Source organism: Curtobacterium sp. MEB011 (assembly GCF_030209655.1).
Classification (GTDB): domain Bacteria; phylum Actinomycetota; class Actinomycetes; order Actinomycetales; family Microbacteriaceae; genus Curtobacterium; species Curtobacterium poinsettiae.
In genome coordinates, this window is sequence record NZ_JARVRN010000001.1 from 353655 (window position 1) to 370329 (window position 16675).

The 16675-nt window shown below is 71.3% G+C and carries 19 protein-coding genes and 1 tRNA gene; 9 read left to right on the plus strand and 11 right to left on the minus strand.

The annotated features are described in order from the left end of the window. Positions 1-22: 22 nt before the first annotated feature. The 5 genes from QRN30_RS01685 to QRN30_RS01705 all read left to right on the plus strand — a co-directional run bounded on the left by QRN30_RS01685 (position 23) and on the right by QRN30_RS01705 (position 3069). Positions 23-94 (plus strand) — tRNA-Gln (locus QRN30_RS01685). 99 nt (positions 95-193) lie between these two features. Next, the gene (locus tag QRN30_RS01690) at positions 194-805 is read left to right on the plus strand and encodes a nucleotidyltransferase family protein (protein WP_284760209.1); all 612 of its coding nucleotides are present in this window, start codon (positions 194-196) and stop codon (positions 803-805) included. After that, a complete protein-coding gene (locus tag QRN30_RS01695) occupies positions 802-1230 on the plus strand; it encodes a hypothetical protein (protein ID WP_214562472.1) in 429 nt (142 codons plus the stop codon). Before QRN30_RS01690 ends, QRN30_RS01695 begins: the two co-directional genes overlap by 4 nt. A 112-nt stretch (positions 1231-1342) precedes the next feature. Then, on the plus strand, positions 1343-2614 hold the full coding sequence (locus tag QRN30_RS01700; protein ID WP_284760213.1) for an FAD-dependent monooxygenase: 1272 nt from the start codon (positions 1343-1345) through the stop codon (positions 2612-2614). Beyond that, on the plus strand, positions 2611-3069 hold the full coding sequence (locus QRN30_RS01705; RefSeq protein WP_263137138.1) for a MarR family winged helix-turn-helix transcriptional regulator: 459 nt from the start codon (positions 2611-2613) through the stop codon (positions 3067-3069). Before QRN30_RS01700 ends, QRN30_RS01705 begins: the two co-directional genes overlap by 4 nt. A gap of 25 nt (positions 3070-3094) precedes the next feature. On the opposite strand, the gene QRN30_RS01710 is transcribed toward QRN30_RS01705, so the two are convergent. From QRN30_RS01710 to QRN30_RS01725, 4 genes are all read right to left on the minus strand, one after another. Next, entirely contained in the window at positions 3095-4561 is a 1467-nt protein-coding gene (locus QRN30_RS01710) for an SDR family NAD(P)-dependent oxidoreductase (RefSeq protein ID WP_284760215.1), read from the minus strand. Positions 4562-4591: 30 nt separating this feature from the next. Then, the gene (locus QRN30_RS01715; protein ID WP_274006958.1) at positions 4592-5047 is read right to left on the minus strand and encodes a GNAT family N-acetyltransferase; all 456 of its coding nucleotides are present in this window, start codon (positions 5045-5047) and stop codon (positions 4592-4594) included. Positions 5048-5108: 61 nt separating this feature from the next. Beyond that, complete coding sequence (locus QRN30_RS01720) at positions 5109-6086, minus strand: SDR family NAD(P)-dependent oxidoreductase (RefSeq protein WP_274006959.1); 978 nt, start codon at positions 6084-6086, stop codon at positions 5109-5111. Next, on the minus strand, positions 6083-7009 hold the full coding sequence (locus QRN30_RS01725; RefSeq protein WP_284760219.1) for an alpha/beta hydrolase family protein: 927 nt from the start codon (positions 7007-7009) through the stop codon (positions 6083-6085). The genes QRN30_RS01720 and QRN30_RS01725 overlap by 4 nt, the downstream gene beginning before the upstream one ends. Positions 7010-7163: 154 nt before the next feature. Here QRN30_RS01725 and QRN30_RS01730 point away from each other — a divergent pair, with 154 nt between their 5' ends. Further along, positions 7164-7766 (plus strand): TetR/AcrR family transcriptional regulator, encoded by a 603-nt coding sequence (locus QRN30_RS01730; protein ID WP_284760220.1) that lies wholly within the window; start codon positions 7164-7166, stop codon positions 7764-7766. 121 nt (positions 7767-7887) lie between these two features. On the opposite strand, the gene QRN30_RS01735 is transcribed toward QRN30_RS01730, so the two are convergent. From QRN30_RS01735 to QRN30_RS01750, 4 genes are all read right to left on the minus strand, one after another. Further along, complete coding sequence (locus QRN30_RS01735) at positions 7888-8079, minus strand: hypothetical protein (RefSeq protein ID WP_017886152.1); 192 nt, start codon at positions 8077-8079, stop codon at positions 7888-7890. Beyond that, positions 8076-9098 (minus strand): arsenic resistance protein, encoded by a 1023-nt coding sequence (locus tag QRN30_RS01740; protein WP_284760221.1) that lies wholly within the window; start codon positions 9096-9098, stop codon positions 8076-8078. The genes QRN30_RS01735 and QRN30_RS01740 overlap by 4 nt, the downstream gene beginning before the upstream one ends. Next, complete coding sequence (locus QRN30_RS01745; protein ID WP_194590300.1) at positions 9098-10225, minus strand: NAD(P)/FAD-dependent oxidoreductase; 1128 nt, start codon at positions 10223-10225, stop codon at positions 9098-9100. Before QRN30_RS01745 ends, QRN30_RS01740 begins: the two co-directional genes overlap by 1 nt. A 107-nt stretch (positions 10226-10332) precedes the next feature. Continuing rightward, positions 10333-10665 carry a hypothetical protein gene (locus tag QRN30_RS01750; RefSeq protein WP_056069193.1) on the minus strand — a complete coding sequence of 111 codons (333 nt, stop codon included), beginning with the start codon at positions 10663-10665 and terminating at the stop codon, positions 10333-10335. 65 nt (positions 10666-10730) lie between these two features. On the opposite strand from QRN30_RS01750, the gene QRN30_RS01755 reads away from it, so the two are divergent. Together QRN30_RS01755 and mtnN are read left to right on the plus strand one after the other, a co-directional pair. After that, the gene (locus tag QRN30_RS01755) at positions 10731-11669 is read left to right on the plus strand and encodes a serine hydrolase domain-containing protein (protein ID WP_284760223.1); all 939 of its coding nucleotides are present in this window, start codon (positions 10731-10733) and stop codon (positions 11667-11669) included. 57 nt (positions 11670-11726) lie between these two features. Beyond that, positions 11727-12434, plus strand: a complete 708-nt coding sequence (mtnN, locus tag QRN30_RS01760) for a 5'-methylthioadenosine/S-adenosylhomocysteine nucleosidase (protein ID WP_017886147.1) — start codon at positions 11727-11729, stop codon at positions 12432-12434. A gap of 18 nt (positions 12435-12452) precedes the next feature. Here the strand turns inward: mtnN and QRN30_RS01765 are convergent, their stop codons facing one another. Both QRN30_RS01765 and QRN30_RS01770 read right to left on the minus strand, forming a co-directional pair. Next, on the minus strand, positions 12453-12758 hold the full coding sequence (locus QRN30_RS01765; RefSeq protein WP_209050234.1) for a hypothetical protein: 306 nt from the start codon (positions 12756-12758) through the stop codon (positions 12453-12455). After that, positions 12755-13633: a serine hydrolase domain-containing protein gene (locus QRN30_RS01770; protein ID WP_284760224.1), complete on the minus strand. Its 879-nt coding sequence runs from the start codon at positions 13631-13633 to the stop codon at positions 12755-12757. Before QRN30_RS01770 ends, QRN30_RS01765 begins: the two co-directional genes overlap by 4 nt. Positions 13634-13819: 186 nt before the next feature. Here QRN30_RS01770 and QRN30_RS01775 point away from each other — a divergent pair, with 186 nt between their 5' ends. Beyond that, on the plus strand, positions 13820-13975 hold the full coding sequence (locus QRN30_RS01775) for a hypothetical protein (RefSeq protein ID WP_155896774.1): 156 nt from the start codon (positions 13820-13822) through the stop codon (positions 13973-13975). Between the two features lie 54 nt (positions 13976-14029). Here the strand turns inward: QRN30_RS01775 and QRN30_RS01780 are convergent, their stop codons facing one another. Next, the gene (locus QRN30_RS01780; protein WP_284760225.1) at positions 14030-16453 is read right to left on the minus strand and encodes an excinuclease ABC subunit UvrA; all 2424 of its coding nucleotides are present in this window, start codon (positions 16451-16453) and stop codon (positions 14030-14032) included. Between the last annotated feature and the right edge of the window lie 222 nt (positions 16454-16675).

The following is a 16675-nucleotide window of genomic DNA, read 5'->3' on the forward strand; positions in this document are numbered from 1 at the left end:
GGAGGAGCACCCCCGGGTGCGTTCCGCCTTGGTGTAATGGCAGCACGACGGCCTTTGGTGCCGTTAGGTCCGGGTTCGAATCCTGGAGGCGGAGCGGAGATTGCGCGGGGTTGCCTTTCTCGGTTGTGGTCGTCACTATAGTGATGCATGCGTCACGATAGTGACAGTGGTGCTTCGAGGTCAGGAGGGCATCGTGCAGCTGCAGAGCCCATTCGCGGCGTTGTCGAGCGGACTCGATGGTGACGTTCTGATGGTGCTGAGTGGCCTGTCGGACCGACCCTTCACGGTGTCCGCTGTCCAGCGGCTCGTCCCCGGAGGCCGTTCTCGAAACGGCGTGAAGAAGGTGCTTGACCGTCTGGCGGAGCAGGGCATCGTTGTGTTCGACGACATCGGCGGCGTGAGCACGTACGCGCTCAACCGAGACCATCTCCTCGCGTCGGCGGTCCTCGAGGTGGCCGGAGCTCGTACCCGCTTCCTCGACAGGGTCCGCGGGGAGATCGCATCGATTCCGGTCCGCTACGCAGCGTTGTTCGGCTCGGCCGCGCGAGGTGCGATGCGACCGGACAGCGACATCGATCTGTTCTTCGCCGTGGATGCCGTTTCGCGGACGGAAGCTGAGGACCGCATCTACGACCTCACCGTTGCCGTTCATCGGTGGACCGGCAACCAGGTGAACCCCATCGTGTACGACGTCTCGGGGGTCACCTTCGATGACCCGCTCATCGGTTCCATCGCGAGTGAGGGCATTCCCCTCGTGGAAGACCGCCGATGGCTCCAAGCCCACCTCAGGAAGGCCGCACGTTGACTCCACCGAAACTGCCGTCGACCACTGACGGCGACGGCGCTTTCATGCGCGGTCGGCTCGAGAAGGCCAAGGGCTTCCTCGAGTCAGCCGAGACACTGTTCGAGTTCGGTGCCGAGGACGGGATCCTGAGTCCGACGTCCCCTCATGCCAACTCCTTCGTCGACCTGTGCGTCGACGCAGGGATCGCCGCGGCAGATGCCATCTGCATCGGCAAGACCGGAAGGTACAGCAGTGGGGCGAGCCACAACGACGGCGTCTCGATCCTGCGGGATGCGACGGACCGGCCGATCGCGAAGCACCTCGAGACGCTCGTTCGGGTCAAGAACAAGGCGGCCTACAGTGCGAGGTCAGTAGACGCATCGGACATCCAGAATGCCGGTGCGGCCGCCCGCGCACTCGTTGCCGTCGCGGAGGATCTGGTCTGACAGCTCACCGTTCGATGCGGAACCAAAAGCATCTTCCCTGTGGAGTGATATCGCTGTAAAGGTATAGTACTCGTGGGACGGCACTCGTCGCCCCACGAGCAGAGGACCACCCATGGCGACCACGCCACACCACCGCCCACGCGTCCTGATCACCGGCGCGAGCATCGCTGGCCCCGCGCTGGCGTGGGGACTCGACCGATCCGGCTTCGACGTCACGCTGCTCGAGCGGTCACCGGAGCAGCGGACCACCGGCCAGAACATCGACGTCCGGGGGCTCGGGCGCGAGGTCCTCGAGCGCATGGGTCTCCGCGACACCGTGATGCACCACCTCACCGGCGAAGCGGGCACCCGGTACGTGGACGAGCACGGCACCCCGTACGCCACGTTCCCGAAGACCGAGGGCCAGGACGGTCCGACTGCCGAGATCGAGATCCTGCGGGGCACGTTCGCCGGGATCCTCGTCGATGCGCTGCCGGACACGGTCGACCGCCGCTACGGGGACTTCATCGCGGGCGCCGAGCAGGACGGCACCGGGGTGAACGTCCGCTACGACAGCGGCGCTCAGGAGCGGTTCGACCTGGTCGTCGTCGCCGAGGGCCGCAGCTCGCGCACCCGTCGGATCCTGTTCGCCGACGAGACGGAGTACCGCGACCACGGCGTCAGCATCGCCTACGGCACGCTCGACCGGATCGGCAGCGACACCGACCACTGGGACTGGTACACGGCGCCGCGTGGACGTGTCGCGTCGATCCGACCCGACAACGAGGGGACGATCCGGGCGAGTGTGTCGTTCGAGTCGGAGTCGATGGGCTTCGAGCAGCTCCCCGTCGACGTGCAGCTGCGGATCCTGCGCGAGCGCTTCCGGGGCGCAGGGTGGCAGACGGGGCGGATCCTCGACGGGTTCAGCGAGCGGTCCGACGAGTTCTACACGCAGCGGATGGAGCAGGTCGTGGTGTCGCGATGGAGCAAAGGTCGGATCGCCCTGCTCGGTGACGCGGCCTGGGGCTCCGGGCCGACCGGCATGGGCACGACGCTGTCCCTGGTCGGCGCTCACATCCTGGCCGGGGAACTCGCTCGGACGGTCGAGCCGGCCGTCGGCGCTGATCACGGGTACTCGATCCCGGACGCCTTCGCGCGCTACGAGGAGATGCTCCGCGGGTACGCCGACAGCGCGCAGGGGCTTCCCCCGGGCGGTGCGCGCCTGCTGCACCCGTCGTCGAAGGCGGGCGTCCGCGCGGTGCGGGCGGCGCTCCGGGTGGCGTCTCTCGGTCCGGTCCGCGGCTTCGCCCAGAAGTACCTGCTGACGAGCGAGAAGCACGTCCCCGTCCCGCCGCACTACCCGACACTGCAAGGGGCCCGGAAGGCGGCAGAATCGATCGCATGACCGACTTGCGCTCCCAGACCCTCGAGGCGCTCCGCCGCTACGCCGTCCGGTACCAGGAGTCGGCGCTCCGCTTCGCAGCATGGATGGAGCTGCCGACCTCGGACGGCGTCGCGCTGGGGGAGATCCTCTGGGCGGAGACCGAGGGCGAGCCGATGACGGGCACGCGGCTCGCCCGGCGGATCGGGATGACCTCGGGTGCGGCGAACGCGTTGGTCAACCGACTGGAGGAGCGTGGGTTGATCATGCGGAGCCGCGAGAGCGCGGACCGTCGGGTCGTCACTCTCCGCGTCACCGAGCTCACCCGGGAACGCAGCAGTGGGTTCCTCGGGTCACGTGCCGCGGAGCTCGACGAGGCGATCGGTTCGTACGACGACGACACGTTGACGGTGGTGCGCGACTTCCTGCTCCGCTTCGCCGCGGTCCTGCCGCAGGAGAACGCCCCGTCGAAGCACTGACGGAACCGACCCGGTCAGCGGATCGTCACCACGAACTCGGCGCGTAGTCCTTCAGGAAGACACCGAACACGTCCTCGCCCGCTTCGCCCCGGACGATCGGGTCGTAGACACGGGCTGCCCCGTCGACCAGGTCGAGCGGCGCGTGGAAGCCCTCTTCGGCGAGCCGGACCTTCGTGGGGTGCGGCCGTTCGTCGGTGATCCACCCGGTGTCGACGCTCGTCATCAGGATGTTGTCCGTCTCGAACATCTCCTGCGCACTCGTGCGGGTGAGCATGTTCACGGCGGCCTTCGCCATGTTCGTGTGCGGGTGACCCGGCCCCTTGTACGCGCGGCCGAACACCCCTTCCATGGCGCTGACGTTCACCACGTAGGTGCGGCGTCCCGTGCTCGCGGCCATCGCGAGGCGGAGCTTCGAGATCAGGATGAACGGCGCCGTGGTGTTGGCCAGCTGGACCTCGAGCATCTCGAGCGGGTCGACCTCGTCCACCTGCTGGGTCCACGAGTTCTCGTCGTGCAGGTCGGGGACCAGGCCACCGGCGTCGATGGCGGTGCCCAGGGCGAGCCGTTCGAGCGAGCTCGATCCCGGCGCCATCGCCTGCTCGGTCAGCTCGTCGGCGCGGGCTGCGGCGGCCGCGAGGATCGGGTGCGCGGCAACTGAACGGGCGAGCGCCAGCGGGTGCTGGTCGTTCGTGTGCCCGAAGGTCACGAGTTCGGGCAGCGGTCCGTCGGGCAGCGGCGCGAGTTCCGCGTCGACGAGCGGCTGGTAGGCGCCGGTCGACCGGCGCACGGTCTGCGTGGCGTTGTTGATCAGGATGTCGAGGGGACCGGACGCGGCGACGTCCTCGGCGAGTCCGATCACCTGGGCGGGGTCGCGCAGGTCGATGCCGACGACCTTCAGGCGGTCCATCCAGTCGGCGGAGTCGGGCAGGCTCGCGAACCGGCGGACCGCGTCGCGGGGGAACCGCGTGGTGATGGTGGTGTGGGCCCCGTCGCGCAGGAGCCGGAGCGCGATGTACATGCCGATCTTCGCGCGGCCACCGGTGAGCAGCGCCCGCTTGCCGGTCAGGTCCGTCCGAGCCTCGCGCTTCGCGTGGCTCATGCGAGCGCACGCCGGGCAGAGCTGGTGGTAGAACGCGTCGACGACCGTGTAGTGCTGCTTGCACATGTAGCAGGGCCGTGACTTCAGCAGCGTGCCCGCGGTGGTCGACGCGGTCGAGGCGCTGATCGGGACGCCGCGGGTCTCGTCGTCGATCCGGTCGGCGGCCCCGGTGGCGGTGGCGGCGATCACCCGGCGGTCGGCCTCGGCGATGACGCCGCGCTTCTCGAGCCGGTGCGCACGCTTGACGGCCTTGAACATCTTCGCGGTGGCCTGACGGACCCGGATGAAGTCCGGGTGCGTCTCGTCGATCGACGGCAGCTGCTCGAGCACCCGGAGCGCGACGGTCAGGTCGTCAGGGTCGATGCCGCTGGGTTCGGGGTGCTCGGAGCTCACACGCGATCCTACGTCGGGACCGAGCGCCGATCAGACGAGCTGCCGCTCCATGCACACGCTCGTCGGGTCGTCGACGTACGGGCCGAACCGGGGGATGTCCGCGTACCCGGCCTTCCGGTACAGCGCGATGGCCGCGGCCTGCGGCAGGCCGGTCTCGAGCCGGACGGTCCCGATGCCGACCGCGCGGGCCCGGTCGTGCAGGGCGTCGAGCAGCCGCATCCCCACGCCGAGCCCACGCGCGGCATCGCTCACGAACATGCGCTTGACCTCGCCGGTCCCGTCGCCGGCGTCGACGAGCGCCACCGTGCCGAGGGCGGTGCCGTCCTCACGCGCCACCAGGAACGTGACGTCGGGCTGGTCCAGGTCGTCGACGTCGAGGGCGTGGTAGTTCTCGGCCGCGTAGAGGCTCAGTCCGTAGTCGTCGCCCTGCTGCAGCAGGTGCAGGACGTCGTCCTGCCGGGGGCTCTCGATCCGCACGGTCAGCACCGTCACACAGTAGCGAGGACGACGAGAACAGTGAGCAGACGAGGCCCCCGGCCGACGGCGATCAGGCCAGGAGTCCCTCGCTGACCGCCCACAGCCGGCGCGCGTCGCCGGCGTCGAGCATGGCCGAGTTCGCGTCCGACGGGATCCGGTCCGCGGTGAGGGGCAGGACCCGGTCGTCGATCACGGCGACGTCGCTGTCCTTCAGGTAGACCCCGCCGACGCCGTCGAGCAGCGGGCTCGCGGCACCGAACACGAGCGTCGCTGCGCCCTGCTCGACGGTCTTCTTGCCGACCTCGGGATCGATGACGGTCACCCCGCGGTCGTCGACCAGTCCCTGCTCGCGGTACGACGCGAGTACCGCCGGGTCGTGCGGTCCGGGTCCGACGATGACGCCCGGGTGCGCGGCGAAGGCGCGGATGCCCTGGTCGGCGTAGCGGCGGTCGAGCTCCACCGTGAACAGGACGTTCGCCCGCTTCGACTGCCCGTACGCGGTGACCGGGTCGTACCCGTGGGTGAACGTCAGGTCGTCCCACCGGATCTGCCCGAACCGCGCCGCACCGGAGGTGACGGTCAGGACCCGCGCACCACGGGCCTCCAGGAGGGCGGGGAGGAGCGCCCGCGTGAGCTGGAAGTGCCCGAGGTGCGTCGTCGAGAACGCCAGTTCGTTGCCGCGGCCGTCGAGCCGGCGGTCCGGGGCGAAGAGCATCGCAGCACTGTTCACGAGCATGTGCAGCGGGCGGCTGGAGGCCGACCAGCGCGCGGCGAAGGCGTCGACCGACGACGGGTCGGTGAGGTCGAGGGCCTCGACGCGGATGCCCGGGATGTGGGCGACTGCTGCGGATGCCCGGTCGACGTCACGGGAGGCGACGGTGACGTCGGCGCCGGCCGCCGCGAGGGCGCGGCTGGTCTCGCGGCCGAGGCGGCTGTGGCCGCCGGTCACGACGACGTTCCGGCCGGTCAGGTCGACGCCGTGCAGGACGTCGGCGGCAGTGGACGCGGCGGTGAAGCCGCTGGGCAGGGGGTGCTGGTCGGTGATCACGAGTGGTGCTCCTTCGATTCGATGTGGCCGACGGCGGTGGCAGGGCCGACGGCGTCGGCGATCGCCGACCACGCGTCGGGGTCGAGGCCGAGCTCGGTCCGGAGGAACGCCGTCGTGGTCTGGCGGACGAGGTCCACACGCTCGGGGCTCTCGTCGGTGGTGGCGGTCGACTCGTAGTCCTGGATCCCGCCGAGCAGGTGCTCGCCGCCGTGGAGTGTCACCAGGTGCCGCGCGCCGGGGCTCAGGTGGTAGACGTCGGTGAACCAGTCCGGGCCTCGCGTCGAGAGCTGGGACTGGTCGTGGTCGCCGGCGACGACGAGTGACGGGGTGTGCAGCTGGCTGAAGTCGGGGCTCATGAACGCGAAGTGCTCCTGCGCGAACGGCACGAGGTCGCCGCGCGCGATCCCGGTGGTGGACAGCAGGACCCCGGCGCGCACGCGGTGGTCGGTGCGGCCCTCGCCCGGCTGTCCGTCGGCGTCCAGGACGCGGGCCCCGAGCAGCATGCCCACGGACTGTCCGCCCCACGAGTGTCCGACCGCGGCGATGCGTGCGGTGTCGACGCGCCCGCTCAGGCCGGGGACCGCGTCGACGATCTGGTCGAGGTCGTCGAGCACGCGCTCGAGGTCGTCGACCCGCGTCCGCCAGATGGTCGGGTAGCGCGGGTCGTCGAGCGTCAGCCCGTAGGACTTCGCGTCGAGGAACGTCGGTTGGACGACGACGAAGCCGTTCGCGGTCCAGTGGTCGACCAGGGGGTCGCCGCCGGTCATGGACTGGCCGAAGCCGTGGGCGAAGACGATGACGGGCAGGTCCGTGCCGGTCGTCGGTGCGGTGATCCGGACCTCGAGGTCCTGACCGCGCGCGGGTGCGGGAAGCGTGACGGGGCGCACGCTGATGACCTGTGGTCGGGGTGCTGTGGGTGCCATGGGGGCCTTTCCGGGATGCCGTGTCGCCCGCGGACGGAGCGACTGTCGTCCGAAACGGAGCGACGTTCCGGAACGATACGGAACAACGATCCGGATTACAAGGCGAAGCGGAGCACTGTTCCGCATCGCGTCGGTGTCGTGCGATGATCGAGGCATGAGCACCCCGTCGACCGACCCCGCGCCGCGTCGCCGTCGCGACGTGGAGCGCAACGAGCGCACGATCCTCGACGCCGCTGCCGGGGTCTTCGCCGCCTCGGGCGTCGGTGCACCGGTGCGCGAGGTCGCCACCGCCGCTGGGGTCGGAGTGGGCACGCTCTACCGGCACTTCCCGACCCGTTCGGACCTGGTCGTCGCCGTCTACCGGCACCAGATCGAGGCCCTGGTCGACGCGGGGACCGCGCTGCTCGGCTCGGAGCCGACGCCGTTCGCCGCCCTGCTGCGCTGGGTGCACCAGTTCGTCGACTTCCTCGGCACCAAGCACGGTCTGGCGCGCGTCTGGGAGGGCGACGCCGACGGCTTCACGGCGCTGCACACCCTGTTCGTCGACGAGCTCGTGCCCGTGCTCGGCCGACTGCTCGACGCCGCGCGGGCGTCCGGCGAGGTGGCCGCGCCGACCCCGCCGTACCAGCTGCTCCGGGCCGTCGGTGACCTGGTGGCGTGGAGTCCCCAGGACCCCGACTACGACGTCCGGACGATCGTGACCCTCCTGGTCACCGGGCTGCGGCAGGCGCAGCCGACGGTGACCGACAGCGCGTAGCCGGCCACGTGCACCGGTCGCGACCGGCACCGGACTGGAGGCGCGGTGCGGGCCCGTCACGGGCCTCCCGTCCGGCATCGTGACCGTCTCGGGCCGCACCAGCGCCGTCGGAGCGCCCCGCTCAGCGTCGGCCCGGCTCCGCGGGGTCGTGCTCGGTGTCCTCGTGCTCCGGCAGCACGTCGACGTCGGTGACGGTGTACCCGAGGGGCACCTGGCCCAGCGCGAGCAGGAGCGCCGTCCGCCGGTCGTCGTGCTCGGTCTCGATCACCCGCCGCTCGGTCGGCACGACGACGAGCCGGACCCGGTGCGTCACGGGTGCCCCCAAGCTGCGGTGCCGCGCAGGCGTCGCCCGGTGCGCTGACCACGTCGCCGACGCAGCAGCAGGTGCCGCACCGCGAGCAGGTGCGGGAACTCGACGAGCATCCCGACCACGATCGCCGTGGTGACCAGGGGCTGGTGGGGGAGCGCGGCGCTCGTCAGCCCGATCATCAGGGGTGCGTTGCGGGCGGCCGTCGTCATCGCGAGCAGTGCTGTCCTCGGGTACGACAGGGCGGCGAGGCGTGACGCGGACTCGGCGGCGACGTACATGACGGCGAAGAACACCACTGCGCACCCCAGCACGGCGACGAACACCGGCAGGTTCGCCAGCAGCAGCCGGATGTGCGAGGCGAAGAGGCCGGCGACCATCGCCCCGACGATCCACGGGATCGCCCGGCCGGGCAGCACCGCGGCGCGGGCTCGAGTGCCGGTCGGCAGCAGTGCGATGCCGAGGCGGATCGCCACGGCGATCGCGGCGGGCAGGACGAACCACTGCAGCAGGGTGCCGACGGTTCCCACGGCATCGATGCCGGCGTTGCCGCCGAGGACCGTGATCCACACCGGGAACAGGAGCAGCTGGGTGACCATGTTGATCGGCAGCAGGGTCGCGCCCACGGCGGTGTCGCCGTCGCTCAGGCGGGTGAACGCCAGGAACCAGTCGGTGCAGGGCGCCAGGAAGTACAGCATCACGCCGAGTTGGACGGCCGGGTGGCCGGGCAGGGCCACGCGGGTCAGCAGGAAGGCGACGAGCGGGGCGAGCAGGAAGTTCATGCTCCAGGCGATGCCGATGACCTTCCACGCGCCCGGTGTCCGGGGCAGGCGGTGGAGCGGGACGTCGACGAACAGGGTGACGACCAGGGTGATCACCAGCAGGTCCACCACGGAGCCCATGACGTCACCGCTCGAGGGCGAGACGCCGCCGATCACCGACCCGAGCAGGATGGCACCGCCGACGATCGCGGGGGTGGCCCAGAGTCGTGCACCGGCAGGGCGGGCGGGCCGCTGTGCCGGCATCAGCAGGCGCATTCGACACCGCAGCAGCTCAGGTCGTCGGTGAGCATCCCGGCGTCGTCCCACTCCTGCAGCGCACCGCAGTCACGTCCGGCCCGTTCGCCGATGACGCGGGCGACGTGGGCGAACCGCTGCCGGAACTTGTACACGAAGCAGAACTGCAGCCCACCGTGCCGGAGCGCTGTGCCGGCCAGGAACAGCCCGGGCGTGGTGGTCGACTCGTCGTCCTCGGTGAGCAGCGGCCAGCCGTCCGCGCGGGTGTCGAACAGGCTCGCGGCCGGCCCGAGCCCCGGCCCGTACCCGGTGGCGAGGATCGGTGGTGCGTCCGCCACCAGGGCGGTCCGACCGGCGACCCCGACGGAGAAACCGTCGCCGGACCGCTTGATGCCGGTGACCTGGCCGTCGTCGACCAGGGTGAGGCGTCCGCTGGCCCGCGCGACGGCGAGCCGCTGGCGGGTCCGCGGGGCGAGTCGGAACGAGGGGTCCGATCCGCTGCCGGCGTCCCAGGGGTGGGACGGGTCGACGACCGTCACCGTCGCCCCCTGTTCGACGTGGTGGCACGCCAGGTCGATGCCGGACTCGAACCCGCCCACGACCACCACGTGCCCGGGCCGTGCCACCCAGGCTGCCTCGGCGGAGGCGTGCACTCCGAGCGACGTACCGGCGCAGCGGGGCAGGGTCGGGTCCGAGAACTCGCCGCCGGCCCAGACCACGTTCCGGGCGACGACGGGGCCGCGGCTGGTGGCCACGCGGAAGCCGTCGTCGTCCGGCTCTATGTGCTCGACCTCGGTGTCCGGCAGGGTCGGCAGGTGGAAGGCGGCGACGACGCCACGCAGGTACCGGGCGTACTCCGGCCCCGACGGGTAGTCCGTCGCCAGGCTGTAGGCGGGTGAGGTGCGCGGGTGGACCGCGTTGAGGTCGGTGGCCCCGAACCCGTTGCCGGTGAAGGACGGTGTCAGGAACCGCTGGTGCTCCGGCCATCGCTGGAACGTGTCCCCGACGACGCCGCGGTCGACGACGCCGAACAGCAGGCCGTCGACGGCGTGGAGCGCCAGGCCGGTGCCGATGCCGGCCGGTCCGGCTCCGACCACGAGGGCGTCGAGGGTCTCGGTGGGGTGTGGTGCTGGCATGGGGTCGGTCTTCCCAGCAGCTGTGGCTGCGTCGGTGGAACGGCCACCGTGCTGTGACCGATGCGCACCATCTTAGTGAGAACCGTTATCAACATGCCATCGTGGCATCAGCCGACGGGCGACGAGTACAGCACCGCCAGGGTCGCCACCAGCCCGACGACCACGATGCCGAGGTCGAGCACGGCCAGGGTGACGAGTCGGGCCCGTTTCGGCCGGACGGCGGCTCGCACCACGACCATCGTCACGAACAACAGGGCCACGAGCACCAGGGCGGGCCAGCCGATCGCCGGCGCCCGGATCGCCATGAGCACCATCACGGCGGCGACGATCACGGCCGTGACGGCGCCCCACACGAGCCAGTTCGAGCCCGAGGCCGTGCGGAGTGCGGGCTGGTCGCCGACGCGGGTGGGATCGGGGCGGCGGGGCTGTTCGTCGGACACGAGCCGGACGGTACGCGGCGGACCCTGCCCGTGGCCGCAGCCGCTCGGACACGAGAGGATGGGGTGTGCACACCGCCGCGACCATCCTCGACGCCGTCGTCGCCCACGTCGACGCGACGGGGTTCGCCGCACACGGCATCCACGTGCGCACGCGGACCGGGGCGACGGACACCGACGACGTCGCCGAGCACCGCTGGACCCCCGACGTCCGACGCGAGGTCCACTCCGTCGCCAAGGGCGTCTGCGTCGTGGCCGCCGGCATCGCCGCCGACGACGGCCTGGTCGACGTCGACGAACCGATCGCCAGGTACCTGACCGGCACCGGCACCGGCCTCGCCCTCGGCGACGGCGTCGACCGGGTCACCCTCCGCCACCTGCTCACCATGACCAGCGGGATCGACATGCCCTGGTCGGCGACCGAGCTGACGGACTGGCCGGACCTGGCGGCCGAGTTCCTGCGGCGACCGTCCCGCGGCCGGGTGTTCCAGTACGCGAACGCCAGCACCTACACGGCGATGCGCGTGCTCGAGACCCGGGTCGGCGACGTCGGTGCGTTCGTCTCCGAGCGGCTGTTCGCGCCGCTCGGCATCCAGGACGTCGATTGGCAACGCTGCCCGAACGGGTTCGTCGCCGGCGGTGAGGGGCTGGCGCTCCGCACCGAGGAACTCGCCCGCATCGGACACCTGATCCGCGACGGCGGGATCATCGACGGACAGCAGATCGTCAGCGCGCGGTGGTGCGACGCGATGCACACCGACTGGGTCGAGCGCGAGGGCACCGGCCCCGGCTACGAGCGGTACGCCATGGCCGGGTGGGGTGGCCCCGGGCGGCTCTGGCGGCTGCACGGTGCGTACGGCCAGATGCTCCTGTTCGACCAGACCGAGGGCGACACCGGCACCGACACCGACACCGTCGTCACCGTCACCGCCGACGACCACCCCGGCGCCGACGCGCTCGCCGCCTTCGTCGCCGACGAGCTGTCCCGGCAGGCCTCCCGCCGCTAGCGGTTCCGACGACCCGACCTGCACGTCCGAGCGCGCCCGGCGTGGGAGGATCGGTCAGTGCAGCAGCAACCCGTCGCGATCATCATCGCGGCCATGAGCGAAGAGGTCTCGGCCTTCGCCGACCTCTTCGGCGGTGTCCCCGTGCTCGACGGCCCCGTCGGTGGCCACGACCCGCACCAGCTGCTCGACATCGGCGGCGCCACGGTCGTCGTGCGCCGCAGCGGCATCGGCTTCACGAACGCCACGGCCGCGGTCGCCCACGGCTTCCACGACTTCGGCCCGGGCATCCCGGTGATCAGCGTCGGGACCGCCGGCGGGCTCATGCACGGTGTCGCCATCGGTGACGTCCTGGTCGGTGACCGGTACGTCAACCTCAACGCCGACGCCACGGCGTTCGGCTACGCCCTGGGCCAGGTCCCCGGCATGCCGACCGGCTACGCGCCGGACGCCCGGCTCGTCGAGCTCGCCATGGGGGCCGACATCGCGTGGCCACTGCGGCCGGCGACGATCGGGTCCAGCGAGGTCTTCGTCACCGAGGGCCGCGCCCGCACTCTCCGGGTCGCGTTCCCCGAGGTGGCCGCGGTCGACATGGAGTCGGCGGCGATCGCGCAGTTCGCCCACGTGCACGACATGCCGTTCGTGTCGGTCCGGTGCATCAGCGACCTCTGCGCGCCGGACGGCGCCGAGTTCCGCGAGCACCTGGACGACGCCGCGGCACGCGCAGCGCGCGTGGTCCACGACCTGGTGCTCGGCCTGCGTTCCTGAGTCCGCCCGCGCGCTCCCTCAGCGCTCGATGACGCGCCACTCGCTGACGAACGTCGTGACGTCCTTCTCGTTCAGGTCTCGTTCCACGGTCTCGAGGAGCCGTTCGGCCTGATCCGCGTCTCCGGCTCGCGTCCGGAGGACCTCCGCGCCGTCGTCACGACGGCGGACGACCAGGTCGAAGCTCGGCAGGAAGTCCTCACCGGCACCTCCCATCGCGGCCAGGGCCAATGCCGCCGTCGTCCGGGCCAGACGCTTGAACGAGCTCTGCCGGGAGTCTTCCAGGGCCACCTGCAGGACATCTCCAGCTCGCGTGCCGGCGCTCACGCGACGACTCCCGCGGCACGGAGGTGTCGGACGGCGAGCCGGTCGGCGGCTCCGGGCGCTGCGCCGAGGGCGTGCGACGCGATCGTGACGTCGCCGTGACGGAGCAGGCAGACGCCGGCGTCCCGTGTCTGCCCGCTGTGCCAGATCAGCCCGTCGCGGTGCTCCCACGCCAGGAAGTCCGGCTCGATGCGTCCGATCCCCGCGCCGAACCGCAGGAGGTCGGACATGGTCGACCAGATCCCGGCGGCCGGTGCGTAGGGACCTGATCCGACGGTCCAGGGTTCACGGGGGCGGCCCCGCCACGACCGGAGCAGGGTTCGTCGTTCGGGTGCCGGGTCGAGGGTGGCGCTCGTGATCCCGAGCGGAGCCAGGACCGTCCGCTCGGCGACCGTGGACCATGCCTCCTGCGTGACGTGCTCGAGCAGCCGACCGAGCACCGCGTAGCCGAGGTTGGAGTAGTCCCGCTCACCCGGTGTCGTCGGGGTCTGGCGCAGCGCACGCGTGATGTCCGCCTCGGACACGTCCGCGTACGGGTCGCCGACGATCCCGGCCGACATGCCCTGGTGCACACGGGGCAGGCCCGAGCGGTGTCCGATCAAGTCGTCGACCGTGTAGGTGGCGTCGTCGGGGACGTCCGGCAACAGGTCCCGGGCGGGGGTGTCCCGTGGGATGTCCCGTTCAGCGAGGAGGACGAGCACGGCGGCGGCGGTCACGGTCTTCGTGACGCTCGCCCACTCCACCAGCGCGTCCGCTTCGTAGCGATCGCCGAGGTCTGCGGTGACGTCGCCCCCTGCGTCGATGATCACGGCTCGGTTCGCAGCGGTCACGCTCGTCCTCCTGATCTGGTCGAAGCCACCATGATCGCAGCTGGTCATGCGGGGATCCTCGTTCGGCGTGGACGAGCACCCCGGTGCCGGAGGGGCGCGATCCGGCTCTCGGCACGACCGGTATTGCGTTCCACGGACGTTCCAGGGCGGATCGCGAACTCGGCTCCGAGGCCCTCGCTAGCCTCCATCCCGGGGGGCCAAGGAACCACGGCCAATCACACAGGGAGATCAGCCATGAGCGCCTACACGAGCGACGAGAACGTCGAACCAGCACGCATCACCACCTTCAAGCGCGTCCGCAAGCAGTGGCGTCGGACGGGTGAGGTCGGCTACACGCACAGCGGCAGCGACTTCTTCCGCGACGACGCACCGGAAGCGGTCCAGCGGTAACCAGCGGCAGCCACGAAGTGCCCGTCAGGAGCGATCCTGGCGGGCACTTCTGCGTCAGCGACCGAGCTGGTCCCGCAGGTACGGCGCGGTCCGGCTCGTGGTCGACGCGGCGACCTCGGCCGGCGTGCCGGAGGCGACCACCTGGCCACCCTCGACACCGCCGGACGGGCCCATGTCGATGACGTGGTCGGCACTCGCGACGACGTCCATCGCGTGCTCCACCACGACGACGGTGTTGCCCGCGTCGGTGAGTCGGGCGAGCTGGGCGGTCAGCAGCTCGACGTCGGCCGGGTGCAAGCCGGTGGTGGGCTCGTCGAGCAGGTACAGGGTGTGCCCGGTCCGCGCGCGCTGCAGTTCGGTCGCGAGCTTGATGCGCTGCGCCTCGCCGCCGGACAGCTCCGGGGCGGGCTGACCGAGGCGCAGGTAGCCGAGCCCGACCTCGCGCAGGGTCTCGAGTCCGCGCCCGGCTGCGGGAAGCGGCGCCAGGAACGGCGCCGCTTCGTCGACGGTCATGCCGAGGACGTCGGCGATGGACGCCCCGTTCCACCGGACCTCGAGCGTCTCGGCGGTGTAGCGGGAGCCGTGGCACTCGGGGCACGGGGCCCAGCTGCCGGGCAGGAAGAGCAGTTCGACGGACACCGACCCTTCGCCCTGGCAGACCTCGCACCGGCCGCCGGCGACGTTGAACGAGAACCGTCCGGCGCCCCAGCCGCGGGCCTTGGCCTCGTCGGTCTGGGCGAAGGCGGCCCGGACCGCGTCGAACAGGCCCGTGTAGGTGGCCAGGTTCGAGCGGGGTGTGCGGCCGATCGGCTTCTGGTCGACCTGCACGACCCGGTCGACGATCGGGTGGGACGTCGCGACGCCGGGCAGGACACCACCGACGAGCGACGACTTGCCCGAGCCGCTCACCCCGGTGACCGCGGTCAGGACACCGAGCGGCAGGTCGACGTCGAGCCCCCGCAGGTTGTGCAGGGTGAGGTCACGGAGCTCGAGCGTGCCGATCGGGGCGCGGACGGCGCGGTCGACGGTCGGCTGCCGGGGTTCCAGGAAGCGGCGGGTGACCGAGGCCTCGACCTCGGCCAGGCCGGCAACCGGTCCGCTGTACAGGACCGTGCCACCGCCGCTGCCCGCCCGGGGGCCGACGTCGACGATCCAGTCGGCTCGGCGCACGATGCTCATGTCGTGCTCGACGACGAAGACACTGTTGCCGCCGGCGCGCAGGTCGTCGAGGACGTCGACGAGCGACTCGGCGTCGGCGGGGTGCAGTCCGGCACTCGGTTCGTCGAGCACGTAGACGACGCCGAACAGGCCGGAGCGCAGCTGCGTCGCGATCCGCAGTCGCTGGCTCTCACCGGGGGAGAGCGTCGGCGTGGCGCGGTCGAGCGCGAGGTAGCCGAGCCCCAGGCCGACCAGGACGTCGACGCGGGTCAGCAGGTCGCGGGAGATCGCCACGGCGACCTCGGTGTGCTCGCCGGACGACGCCCGTGACGTCGCCGCTGCCGCGTCGGTGATGCTGGCGATCGGGCGCAGGACGTCAGCCAGGCCGGTCAGCGGCAGGGCGTTCAGCTCGGCGATCGAGTGGCCGCCGATCGTGACCGCGAGGGCCGCACGGGTCAGACCCGTTCCGCCGCACAGCCCGCACGGGCCGGACTCGACGAACTGCAGCACCTTCTTGCGCTGCGTCTCGCTCTGCGAGTCGGCGAGGGTGTGCAGCACGAACTGGCGGGCGCTCCAGAACCGGCCCTTGTAGGGCTTCGCCACGCGGTCGCGCTTCGGTTGCACCTGCACGACGGGCTGTTCCTCGGTGAAGAGCAGCCAGTCACGGTCCTCGCGTGACAGCTCACGCCACGGGCGCTCGATGTCGTAGCCGAGCACCGCGGTGACGTCCCGCAGGTTCTTGCCCTGCCACGCACCGGGCCACGCGGTGATCGCACCGTCGCGGATGCTCAACGACGGATCGTGCACGGCCGAGGCCTCGGTGACCTCGTGCGCGGTCCCGATGCCGTGGCACCGGGGGCAGGCTCCGGCGACGGTGTTCGGTGAGAAGGAGTCCGACTCGAGCCGGTCCGCGCCGGACGGGTAGGTACCGGCGCGCGAGTAGAGCATGCGCATCGAGTTCGACAGCGTGGTCATGGTGCCCACGGTGGAGCGGGAGCTCGGGGCGCCGCGACGCTGCTGCAGGGCGACGGCGGGCGGGAGTCCGGTGATCGAGTCGACGTGCGGGGTCGAGCCCTGCGCGATCAGGCGCCGTGCGTACGGGGCCACGGACTCCAGGAACCGGCGCTGGGCCTCGGCGAAGACGGTGCCGAAGGCGAGCGAGGACTTGCCGGACCCGGAGACACCGGTGAACGCGACGATCCGGTCGCGGGGGATGTCCACGTCGACGTCGCGCAGGTTGTTCTCGCGGGCACCACGGACGCGGATGAAGTCGTCCGGCCCGGGTCGGTCGTCGGTCTTGGTCGAGCGAGGAGCGGGCATTCGCTCGATCGTAGGCTCGGCCACTGGGAGAAGCAGTGCCGCCGGCGGAACCGAGAACGACGAAGAGCCGCTCCGCCCTGATCGGCGGAGCGACTCTCCGTGTCGTGCGTGGTGCTGGTGTTGCGGTGGTGCGGGGGTGTTACTTGATCTGTGCGGTGATGGTGGCCGTGCCGACGAGGAGGCCGCGCTTGACGGCGTCGGTGCCGAAGGTCTTGTTCAGCA